At 45.4% G+C, this 10,228-nt stretch carries 12 protein-coding genes; 4 read left to right on the top strand and 8 right to left on the bottom strand.

The window, feature by feature from the left end; translation table 11 throughout:
- Nucleotides 1-421: 421 nt before the first annotated feature.
- From QUA78_RS30475 to QUA78_RS30495, 5 genes are all read right to left on the bottom strand, one after another.
- Nucleotides 422-1,159 carry a response regulator transcription factor gene (locus QUA78_RS30475; RefSeq protein WP_172186445.1) on the bottom strand — a complete coding sequence of 246 codons (738 nt, stop codon included), beginning with the start codon at nt 1,157-1,159 and terminating at the stop codon, nt 422-424.
- A 579-nt stretch (nt 1,160-1,738) separates the two neighbouring features.
- Nucleotides 1,739-2,701, bottom strand: a complete 963-nt coding sequence (locus QUA78_RS30480) for an FTR1 family protein (protein ID WP_333306023.1) — start codon at nt 2,699-2,701, stop codon at nt 1,739-1,741.
- A 198-nt stretch (nt 2,702-2,899) separates the two neighbouring features.
- The gene (locus tag QUA78_RS30485) at nt 2,900-3,334 is read right to left on the bottom strand and encodes a ferritin-like domain-containing protein (protein ID WP_333306025.1); all 435 of its coding nucleotides are present in this window, start codon (nt 3,332-3,334) and stop codon (nt 2,900-2,902) included.
- Between the two features lie 116 nt (nt 3,335-3,450).
- Nucleotides 3,451-4,029 (bottom strand): hypothetical protein, encoded by a 579-nt coding sequence (locus QUA78_RS30490; RefSeq protein WP_333306026.1) that lies wholly within the window; start codon nt 4,027-4,029, stop codon nt 3,451-3,453.
- Between the two features lie 709 nt (nt 4,030-4,738).
- Entirely contained in the window at nt 4,739-4,876 is a 138-nt protein-coding gene (locus QUA78_RS30495) for a hypothetical protein (protein WP_333399194.1), read from the bottom strand.
- Nucleotides 4,877-4,878: 2 nt separating this feature from the next.
- Here QUA78_RS30495 and QUA78_RS30500 point away from each other — a divergent pair, with 2 nt between their 5' ends.
- From QUA78_RS30500 to QUA78_RS30510, 3 genes are all read left to right on the top strand, one after another.
- A complete protein-coding gene (locus tag QUA78_RS30500; RefSeq protein ID WP_333306030.1) occupies nt 4,879-5,805 on the top strand; it encodes an energy-coupling factor ABC transporter permease in 927 nt (308 codons plus the stop codon).
- Nucleotides 5,798-6,454, top strand: a complete 657-nt coding sequence (locus tag QUA78_RS30505; protein ID WP_333306032.1) for an energy-coupling factor transporter transmembrane protein EcfT — start codon at nt 5,798-5,800, stop codon at nt 6,452-6,454. Before QUA78_RS30500 ends, QUA78_RS30505 begins: the two co-directional genes overlap by 8 nt.
- 128 nt (nt 6,455-6,582) lie before the next feature.
- Nucleotides 6,583-7,317 (top strand): ABC transporter ATP-binding protein, encoded by a 735-nt coding sequence (locus tag QUA78_RS30510; RefSeq protein WP_333306034.1) that lies wholly within the window; start codon nt 6,583-6,585, stop codon nt 7,315-7,317.
- 115 nt (nt 7,318-7,432) lie between these two features.
- On the opposite strand, the gene QUA78_RS30515 is transcribed toward QUA78_RS30510, so the two are convergent.
- On the bottom strand, nt 7,433-8,437 hold the full coding sequence (locus tag QUA78_RS30515; protein WP_333306035.1) for an ion transporter: 1,005 nt from the start codon (nt 8,435-8,437) through the stop codon (nt 7,433-7,435).
- A 244-nt stretch (nt 8,438-8,681) separates the two neighbouring features.
- On the opposite strand from QUA78_RS30515, the gene QUA78_RS30520 reads away from it, so the two are divergent.
- Entirely contained in the window at nt 8,682-9,122 is a 441-nt protein-coding gene (locus tag QUA78_RS30520) for a hypothetical protein (RefSeq protein WP_333306037.1), read from the top strand.
- Here the strand turns inward: QUA78_RS30520 and QUA78_RS30525 are convergent.
- Both QUA78_RS30525 and QUA78_RS30530 read right to left on the bottom strand, forming a co-directional pair.
- A complete protein-coding gene (locus QUA78_RS30525; RefSeq protein ID WP_333306039.1) occupies nt 9,081-9,392 on the bottom strand; it encodes a hypothetical protein in 312 nt (103 codons plus the stop codon). The two genes, QUA78_RS30520 and QUA78_RS30525, sit on opposite strands and share 42 nt — an antisense overlap.
- 37 nt (nt 9,393-9,429) lie before the next feature.
- Complete coding sequence (locus QUA78_RS30530; RefSeq protein WP_333306041.1) at nt 9,430-10,158, bottom strand: IS110 family transposase; 729 nt, start codon at nt 10,156-10,158, stop codon at nt 9,430-9,432.
- Nucleotides 10,159-10,228: the final 70 nt, after the last annotated feature.

Genomic DNA, 10,228 nt, shown 5'->3' on the forward strand with positions numbered 1-10,228 from the left:
GTGGCGTATTGTGAGTCGTTTGGGTACATCCTATTTGAGGTTTTTTGTCAACCTCTTTTACTGGACTGGCGCTCTAGGCTTTTGAGTCATTTTAGCTCGGCAGGCGAGTACCAGAGCCGCGCTAAAACGAGCAAAAGTCTTTTGACGTAAGGGTTTTAGGCTTATTCAGCAAGCCCTAAGTAGCTATTTAATTTTCTAGGAACAGACAAAGTGGAAAAAGAAATCGGGTACTTTCCTCTGGGCAAGCTTCTATAAAACTGAGGGTAGAGGGGGGTGTGGGATTGTTTTTTGAGAATCAACAGAGTTAATGCCTACTTGTTGACATATTCATCTCAAACTCCAAACAACAAAGCCTGAAAGCAAATGCTTTCAGGCTTTTCTAGCGGGATTTTTAACTGCTTGTTGCATCTGGCGGGCTAGATCAAGCAGAGGATTTGGTTTCTTCGGCTACTTGCTCGTTGTTGGGCAACTCCAGACAATAACCCGCCCCGTATACGGTTTTGATGTACCGAGGATGGCGGGGATCGGGTTCCATCTTGGTTCTCAGGTGTCTGATATGTACGCGAATAGTTTCGATGTCGTCGTCGGGGTCGTAACCCCACACTTCTTTGAGAATTTCGCTGGGAGAGACTGTCTGACCGTGGCGTTGGAGCAAGCAGTGCAGCAACTCGAACTCTAGGTGAGTCAGTTTGACGGTCTTAGCGTACCAAACAGCTTCAAACCTTTCGGGGACAAGGGTCAGCGGGCCGTAATTCAAGATTTCGGAGTGTTTGGCAGCTTGGGGGATGCGGTCTGTGCGCCTCAGCAAGGCTCGCACTCGTGCCAGCATCTCTTCTAGTTCAAAGGGTTTGGTCAGATAATCGTCGGCGCCGGAGTTGAAGCCTTCTACTTTGTCTTGAGTTTGACTTAAGGCGGTCAACATCAAGACGGGAATGTCGGCTGTGCGCTCGTCGCGCCGCAACCGCTGACACACTGTGAATCCGTCTACTCTAGGCAGCATCAGATCTAGCATGATCAGGTCGGGAAGCAGTTGTATGGCTAGTGCCTGACCTTTGATGCCGTCTTCTGCCTGGGTGACTTCGTAGCCAGCCATTTCTAGGTTGACGGCTACGAGTTCGGCGATCGCCGCGTCATCATCAATAACAAGTATCCGGGGCATCATTATTTATCTCACCGCTAACCGAATGGCAGAGCCTACAGCCTTCTGGGGATTCCAGGTAACTTTAACGAACAATTTTTTAATTTTAAGCTTCATTAAGGATGATAAGGTTCATTAAGAACTTTCCGGGCTCTGTAAATATTCTTGTACTAATTATAAGCCCTAGGAGCGCATATCAGAAAACTGTTCGCCAAGAATCTTGCTGGGGACCGATTTTTTGCGACCAAGAACAGCCTCAACTTTTGGAGGGTGCGCCTGCGACTTCACAGAATCGCCCTAACGGCAGCCCGCGTCTTGCAGAACCCTGTTAACCCTTAACTGTTAATTTTTATTAAAAAGTTTTTGTGTTTTTTGAGAGGTAGTGCTTACTTCTTTGGGCTGTTGACCGTAGATTTAAATAATATCAATATAAGTATTTATAAAAAAATAAAATGTATTACTATCGTTTAATACTATCAGATAAAAGTCAAATAATCAATCCCGCCACCTGAAAATTTTAAGCCTATTTTTTTGCAGTTCGGGCTGATTTTCAGATCGTCCTGGAATCAGCGAAACAACGGATAAAAACCGCTTGCATAGCTACTGAGGGCGAGTTTGCGATCGAGCTGGCTGAGTATTTTTGCTGGCAACAGTCGCCTTAGAGCCTAATTTTTGGAAATAAAGACCGCCGATGGTGGCTAAGAATATTGTGTAAGCCGCCGCTTGGACGAGATAAAGTCGATCTCTGTATCCAAACAGTGCTTTGAGAACCACCCCCGGAAATTCCCGATCGGGCAAAATTTCCGCTGCATTCCACACAATCGGGCCTAAAATACAAGAGTGGAGTGGTGCGAGGCGATCGTAATAAAAACAAATCGCTGCATACTTGCTATTCATCTGCGACAAAATGGCAGCCGCTTGGTCAAAATGTTTGAGTGCCGATACTGCCAAACCTGCTACGATTAACAGCAACAAAATCCCCATCAACTTGAAAAATAGGCGGATATCAATTTTTACGCCCCACTTGAAGATTAGCGCGCCAACGATCGCAGCCCCAAGCAAACCGCCCAAAGCACCTAAAGCCGGAGTTAAACCTTGTTGAAATTGAGCGCTGACAAATATAACTGTTTCAAAACCTTCGCGCAGTACCGCAATAAAAATTAAGCCAAATACGCCCCAGCCGGCATTGGTATTTTCTGTCAAAGCTGCTGTAACTGCTCCTTCTACTTCAGCTTTGAGAAAGCGCGCTTGCTGAGTCATCCAAATTAGCATCCAGCTTAGCATTACTATGGCAACAATTCCCAGAGAACCTTCGAGCAGTTGCTTAATTACTGGTGCGTAAGGCTGATTTGATGTTGAGAGCGCGTGGAGTAACTGATTGAATAATGCACCTACACAAGCGCTAGCAGCAATGCCGGCTGCGATACCTGTATAAACCCAATAATTGAGGTGGCTTTGCTCTGCTTTTTTTAAGCAAGCTAGCACAATTCCGACGACTAAGGCGGCTTCTACGCCTTCGCGGAGGGTAATTACAAAAGTTGGGATGGCTTCAGTAAAATTCATTTTTTGATAACTGCTAATTTGTAGTTAGTCCTTAGTCCTTAGCAACTTTTGTTTTAGCGCTGGCAGAATATCACATTATTGAACCGCGAAGGCGCGAAGGACGCGAAGGAATAGAAAGAAGAGAAGGGGCAGGTATTCTTAAGGCGGTTCGGGAGTAACTAAGGACTAATAAATAAGGACTGCCGACTCTTATTTCCCTTAACTAAAATCCCGCAGCATTTTTTTTAGTTCTACTTGGTGCAATTCTTCTTGTCCAATCAGATTGCGGGCATATTCTTCCAGATAAACGCTGGAGTTTGTCACTACTTCAAGTAAAGATTTATACTTTTTGAGCGCTTTTTTTTCGTGATTGAGACTTTCTTCCAAAAGGTCTTTTACCGAGTGTTTGTAGGTTTCTTCGATCGTAGCAATTTTTTGGGTGGGATGCCCTTCTAAACCTGTTAAAATTTCTCCGGCTTGTTGGGCGTGGAGTAGGGATTCGGTTGCTTGTGCTTTAAAAAACTGTACGATGGGAATCCGGTTTGGCCCTGTCACCATGAGTGCATAGTGGGTGTAGCGCACGACTCCTGCTAGTTCCCATTCCATGATGGTGCATAGCAATTCTTGGGTTTTTTTCTCGTCAAGTTCTTTCATTTGTTGTTTTAGATGTAGAATACCCTACAGGGCGCTGCTTATAATATCACATTTAAGTTAAAAAGTAAAATTAAGGCGCACAGTTTGCACCTTACCGGATAGCTGTTGTATGTGAGTTACGGGTTAACTTCTAAGGTTCCAGTAAGAGCAAATACTACAGTAAACTTAGCGACTGGTGGTGCACTGCTGCTGTTGCTAGTCTCGGCAGATTTGAGCAGATTTGGCAAAGGAGTTTGTTGGGTGTAATCCTTGGCTGGTTGATTGAGGGACTCGAAATTGCCGATCGCCCCATCTTGACTTGCACTGACCCTATAGACTAGATTTTGAGTGAAAGTAGGGCTAGTTTGCCAAGTCTGATTTATGCGATCGTAGAGTTTCAGAGCTAACTCATCTAGTTTAGCGCGATCGGTAATTTCTGCTGTCTGATTTGTTCCATCCACCGCCTGAACTTCCTGCTTACCTGCTGATACAGGTGCAGCTTGGACAGTCTGATCTGTAGGGCTACTCGCAATAGCTGTTTCAGAAGACTTATTCGTAAAAGGTGCAACATCAGAAGACTTTTCAGGCAGCTTTTTTTGATTCTCAGTAAACATAGCCGGAAGCGCACTGCTACTCGCAATAGATGATTCCGCCAGTACCTTACCAACAGCATCTGCTACTGCTACTTTAGCGGGATTTTGCCCCTCAATTGTCAAATACTTGGCATGAAAACTGCGAAATTTTTCTTTTTGGCTAACGCCACATTGCGATGGGATAAGTCACAAAGAAAAGAATCAAAACTCCGACGCTAAGTAGGTAGGCGCTGTAAAACACACTTATGTTAAGGATTGTAAAGTACCCACATTCCCTAAGCGTGGCTAAGTTAGCCCTGTTTACATAATGCTACATAGCTCGGTTTAATCCCGCTTACCTACTTAACCCAAACTATTTTGTGCATCTCCCTGGCTGGGAGTGGTTTATTTTTTGTCTCCATTATCAAACCTCACATTACCTAATTTAACGGTAAATAGGGAAAGAGAGGATGCCAGTACATAGCTGTGACGGAAACCAATAACCATATTAACTAGCAATAATTCGGACTTTTTAGTTTCAAAAACACGCAAGACTTTGGCTTTGATTAGCGATCGGGCAATTTCACTGCTGCTGTCGTCAAAAACTTAATGCAATTTATTCTTAAGAAATGACAATAAAACCCATCAGGGATGTTCAGTTAATTCTTTATATTTTTTTAATATTCTTGTTTGAGCTTGACGGTGAATACATTTTGCTTGTGAATCTGTAAACAAATATTGATAATTCTTATCAAAAAGCTGCTATCTGGGGGTGGTCGGTAAAATATCCGAATAATTCTTCAGGATGATTTAATGTAAAATTTCTGCTCCTCAAAATTCAGCCCCTGAGGCGCTAATCTATATCGAATAAGCGATCGCCCGCCGCCAATCCCCCGATCGCTCGATCGGAGAAATACCCCCACAGGGGATGGTAAATTTTTGTAAAAAATAGTTGACTAAAGGGCTGGAAGTTCTCTTGTTTGGGATACATCAATGCACATACCTGATGGTTTTCTTTCACCGCCAGTAGCCATTGCCACCGGCATAGCAAGTGCAGCAGTAATTGCAGTTGCCCTAAATCGAACCCGCGCGAGTCTTGGACTCCGACAAGCCCCAATCATGGGCTTAACCACAGCTTTCGTGTTTGCAGCCCAGATGATCAACTTTCCCGTAGCCGGCGGTACCAGCGGGCACTTGTTGGGAGGGGCGCTGGCATCCGTCGTTTTGGGGAACCCTTGGGCGGCAACTTTGGCAATGAGCACGGTTTTTATAATTCAGAGCGTGTTGTTTGCCGACGGGGGCATCACCGCCCTGGGAGCCAATATTTTTAACATGGGGCTAGTTGGCATTTGGGTGGGCTGGTGGCTGTTGCAGCCGTTGCAGCAACTCTTGGGAGGTTCCCGAAATCGTTTGCCCCTAGCCGCGGGCATCGCCGCCGCCCTCAGCGTGGTTGCTGCTTCTATTTGTGTTGCGATCGAACTCGCAATTTCTGGTACAGTAGCGCTCAATATCGCATTGCCAGGAATGGTAGGCGTACATATTTTAATTGGGATTGGCGAAGGGGTAATTACAGGCGGCGTTTTAACTTATCTCGTCAAAGTGCGGCCGGATTTACTGCCGGGAGAACAGCCACAATTGCAGAAATGGCTAGTGCCAGTAATTGGAGTGTTATTAATTTCGGGCGTGCTTTCGCTGTTCGCTTCAAGTTGGCCCGATGGTTTAGAGTCAGTAGCGGAAAAATACGGTTTTAAAGATCAAGAAGCTGCTGCGATCGAAAATCCCACTCCTTTAGCTGATTACACAGTTAAAGGATTAGAAGAACAGCCTATAGGTACTAGCATTGCTGGACTTTTAGGCTCTGCCGCCAGCTTCGGTGCGGCCTTTGGGATTGTTCAGTTGGTTACACCGAAAGATGTCTAAACTCTCAATACCTTTTCGACTGCGGCTGTCTCTGATTATTGTCATCGGCATTGGTTTTATGAAGACCGGTGCTTGGCTGTGGCTGGGAATTTATGGGGCGATCGCACTTTTTTGGTCGTTTTGGCTCAGGGCTCCGGTGCGAACCCTAGCGCAACTATTGGGAGCAGAATTGCTTTTTCTCTCCTTATTAGTGCTGCCCCAAGGTTGGGAACGCGCCAGTTTTCTGTTGCTGCGTTCCCTAATTTGCCTGCTAATTATGAACAGTTTTCTGCTAACTTTGCCGCCCCACAGTTTCGGAATCGCCCTCAAAGGATTACCCCTACCAGCAGGTTTGCAAGAGATTGTACTTTTAGCGGGACAATACTTAGAAATCTTACTGACAGAAGTCAACCGCATGAAAAAATCCGCTCAACTCCGAGGCTTGTCCGGCGCCGGAGGATGGCTGCGCTACGCCAGTGCTTCCATGATCGGAGCCCTCTATTTGCGAAGTCTCGATCGGGCAGAAAGAGTACACGCAGCCATGCTAATTCGCGGCTATCAAGGAACTTTACCTGGTGACTCAAAATCAACACCACAAGAGCGACTCTGGCTGACATTAACAATTTTAACCGCAGCCGGAGTAACAATAGCTTCTTACGGTAAGTGGTAATTGGGAATAGGCAACTGGTAATTGATTAATTGATTTCTCTACCTTTTGCCTTCTCCCTTCCCCTCTCTGCGCCCTCTGCGCTCTCTGCGGTTAAATACTCTTAATCCTAAAATCGAGGAAAATAAAAATTGACTAAACTCAAATCCGTGCCAACAATCGAAGTAGAAAAGTTAGTATTCGGATATCCCGAACAAAAACCAATATTACGGGAAATTTCTTTTAGCCTGCAACCGGGAGAAAGAGTTGGTTTACTCGGCCTGACAGGTGCTGGTAAAAGCACTTTGCTCGAAAACTTGATCGGATTAAAAATGCCTCAATCGGGCGAGATTAGAGTGCAGGGAAAAAAGCTGGAAGAGGCGACTTTATCGCAGGCGCGCAGGCAGATTGGATTTTGCTTTCAAGACGCTAACGACCAGCTATTTATGCCCACTATTTTGGAGGATGTAATGTTCGGGCCGCGCAATTACGGAGTGCCGCTTGGAGTTGCGCGCGATCGAGCTTTATCGCTATTAGACGAATTCGGTTTAGTAGAATTTGCCAACCGTTCGGCCCACGAACTTTCGGGAGGTCAAAGAAGGTTGGCAGCATTGGCAGCAATTTTAGCATTAGAACCTGCAATTTTAATCTTAGACGAGCCGACCAACGGACTCGACCCCTCGTGGCGGCGTCACTTGGCTAAGGTTTTGTCCCAATTGCCGATCGAGGTAATTTTGATCGCGTCCCACAATTTGAATTGGATCGGGAAAACGACTCAAAGGGCGTTAGTTTTGGCTGACGGTCAGATTCAGGTCGATCGAGAAACGCAAGAATTGCTAAAAGATCGATCGACTCTTGAATATTACAATTTGCCGCCAGACTGGTAATTAGCCATTAGTCATTAGTGCTGTACATAAAGCGGTCATAACTGCAAGTGATTGCTTTCCTTCGGCTTGCTCTGCTAACGCTTCGGTCGCAATGACAGGCAATATATATCTGTAATTAAAGCTCGAATTTGCGAACAGCTTCATTATAAAAATGAATAGCTAAATCGCGAATAATTTCTTCATTTTGAAAATCATTCCCTAACTTCTCTTTCGCCGTTAAAACACACATTTTCATCAACTCGGATGAACTTTCGATGTGAAGCGCGATCGCACTTTGGTTTTGTTGAAACCCGACCTCTATTTCCGCCAGCATTTTGACCGATTGATAATTAGCAGATTGCTGTAAATTTGCTGCCATTTTTTCCTGCTTTGTCCTTTGGACTTCCTCGGAAAAACCCGCAGCAATGAGCCCCGCAGGTAACGCAAAAATTCCGATTCCCAAAAATGCTAATATTGCGCCTAAAAATTTCCCTAAAGGAGTGATTGGATAAATATCACCGTAACCGACAGTAGTTAATGTCACAACTCCCCACCACATTGCATCGGGGATGCTCGCAAAAGTTTCTGGATGCGCCTCGTTTTCAACAAAATACATGACACTAGAGGCAAATATTAACAGAATGAAAACTGCAAATGCAGTGGCAATTAACTCCTCTTTTTTAGCGTACAATACTGCTCCCAGAGTTCTGAGTGACTCTGAATAACGGCTCATTTTTAGCAACCGCAACAAGCGCAGTAGGCGAATTAAATTAACGAAGCTTAAATTAGGAAATAACAGCAATGAGTAAAACGGTAGGATTGAAATTAAATCGATCAGACTTAGCGGTGTAAGACCGTATCTCAATCTTCCCCAAAGGGGGTGGCTGTATCTGCTATCGACTGTACACACCCACAGCCTCAAAAGATATTCTATTGTAAATACTAAGGATGAAACAATTTCGATATTTTCCAAAATCAACTTTTGTTCTTGCGACAATGTGGGCGAAGTAGAAGCAATAAAAGCTGCGACGTTGATCGCAATTAAACAAGTTATAACAATATCGTCTACTAAACTGTATAAATTGCCGATCTCGGATTTTTCTAAAATTTCATAGATTTGAGTTTTGATTTGTCTGGGCATCTGAGTTTCTCCTAAAAAATGAACAATTAACGCTCGCGCTTTACTACATTCTAAGCAATTAGATTCAAAAAATTAAGCAGGATTTGCCCTAGGGCTAAAAATCTGGTTTCTTCAGAGATGCTATCGTTGCGAAACTCAATATTGATCGTGGAAACTGGGTTGTTTGGGGCAACGGCGTTCTACTAAAATTTAGAGTTAATCTGAAAAGAATTTCCACCTATTACTGGGTTTGCAGGCAAAAAGCATGAAGGTAGCCGTATTTAATACCAAATCTTACGATCGCACTTTTCTGACAGCAGCCAATGTCGGCGGTCAACACGAGTTGGTTTTTTTTGAACCGCATCTGACCCTGGAAACCAGCGTTTTAGCCGCTGGATTTCCGGCCGTCTGCGCGTTCGTTAACGACTGCTTGGACGCAAAAACGCTGCTCAGCATCGCCCAAAAAGGCGTCCGCTTGCTGGCCCTGAGATCCGCCGGATTCAATCACGTCGATTTAGCAGCAGCGAGGGATTTAGACTTAACTCTCCTCCGAGTTCCGGCTTATTCTCCGTACTCCGTCGCCGAACACGCAGTCGCTCTGATTTTGTCCCTCAACCGCAAAATCCATCGGGCCTACAACCGCGTCCGCGAAGGCAATTTCACTCTAGTAATTGTCAGAGCGTCCGAACTCGGCTTCAATTTCTAAATCTTCAATGATTTCTGGTCTGGCTAAGAACTTTGCATTTTGTTCGGCTAACTCAAGTAAATCAACTTTGTCCGGGTAACTGTACAGAAAATACTGTGTCGAAGTGTTTTTTAATTCAGTTCGTTGGTACGAACCGTCTTCGGCTTGCAATAGGTGACAATGTAGAGCTACCGCATATTTTTGACAACCAAACAAACCATTATTCCTGATTCCAAAAGGGCAGTTGATGCTGTCGCACACGCAAATCATTTTCTTTTCTGAATAAGTCATGGTTTTTTCTTGGATTTTGGATTTTAGATTTTAGATTTTAGACTTCAGGGTGAACGAGCTCGCGGACGAGTTCTTTGAACAGCAATTTGACGGCTTTGGCCGCTACGCGCGATCGCACCAGCCGCACCGGCCGACCGCTGAGTTTCTCCGCATCCATGATTTCCCCCAACCGATCGCCGATGTCGTTGGCAAGGCGGCAGCGCTTCACTTCGACTCGCGTAAAAATCCACTGCCACAAGGCTTTGCGGCACAAATCGCTGCCGCCGACAACTTTCGATTTTTGCAAGTCGCCGCTACTTTCTTGGGATGGTGCGTATCCCAAAGCTTTGCAGAATCTGCGAAGTGATAAATGCCGCTTTGTCGGTTTGCCCGATCGCCTGCCTTTGCGAATCTTAATGTCGGGTTTGCCGTCAGCGGCGAGGTAATTCTCAAACGGGTAAATTTGGCTCAGCAGCAGCGCTTCCACGCGGCGACCGAAACCAAACCGGGCAAATACCTTGCGGTACGGCAGGAACTGCGGTTCGCCCACAAGCTTGGAAAGCTCGAATTCTAAAACCATCTCCTCTCGCTGCAAGTCGCAAATTCTGGCGGCGTGTTTTCTCAATTCGTCGGTGATGCCCAAACCGATCGACCGCTCGAACAGCAAATCATATTTAACCGACTGCCGCTCACCGCACAGCCAACCCCACAAAAGCGGTACTTTCTCGCCAGACCGCAGCGATTTAATCAGCGCCGCCTCTGGGAACTGCCAAGCTAAATCCCACATTCCGCAAGTCTTTAAATAGAATTGATGGTTGTAAATTTGAAAAATTCAAGCCGGAAGTGATTGCCCCGTA

The sequence above is a fragment of the Microcoleus sp. K4-B3 genome (assembly GCF_036704615.1).
GTDB lineage: Bacteria > Cyanobacteriota > Cyanobacteriia > Cyanobacteriales > Microcoleaceae > Microcoleus.

Excerpts from the sequence above, each read along its gene's own strand:
- QUA78_RS30475 (WP_172186445.1), bottom strand. The coding sequence starts at position 1,159 with ATGCCCCGGATACTTGTTATTGATGATGACGCGGCGATCGCCGAACTC.
- QUA78_RS30480 (WP_333306023.1), bottom strand. The coding sequence starts at position 2,701 with ATGAATTTTACTGAAGCCATCCCAACTTTTGTAATTACCCTCCGCGAA.
- QUA78_RS30485 (WP_333306025.1), bottom strand. The coding sequence starts at position 3,334 with ATGAAAGAACTTGACGAGAAAAAAACCCAAGAATTGCTATGCACCATC.
- QUA78_RS30495 (WP_333399194.1), bottom strand. The coding sequence starts at position 4,876 with ATGTATCCCAAACAAGAGAACTTCCAGCCCTTTAGTCAACTATTTTTT.
- QUA78_RS30500 (WP_333306030.1), top strand. The coding sequence starts at position 4,879 with ATGCACATACCTGATGGTTTTCTTTCACCGCCAGTAGCCATTGCCACC.
- QUA78_RS30505 (WP_333306032.1), top strand. The coding sequence starts at position 5,798 with ATGTCTAAACTCTCAATACCTTTTCGACTGCGGCTGTCTCTGATTATT.
- QUA78_RS30515 (WP_333306035.1), bottom strand. The coding sequence starts at position 8,437 with ATGCCCAGACAAATCAAAACTCAAATCTATGAAATTTTAGAAAAATCC.
- QUA78_RS30520 (WP_333306037.1), top strand. The coding sequence starts at position 8,682 with ATGAAGGTAGCCGTATTTAATACCAAATCTTACGATCGCACTTTTCTG.
- QUA78_RS30525 (WP_333306039.1), bottom strand. The coding sequence starts at position 9,392 with ATGACTTATTCAGAAAAGAAAATGATTTGCGTGTGCGACAGCATCAAC.
- QUA78_RS30530 (WP_333306041.1), bottom strand. The coding sequence starts at position 10,158 with ATGTGGGATTTAGCTTGGCAGTTCCCAGAGGCGGCGCTGATTAAATCG.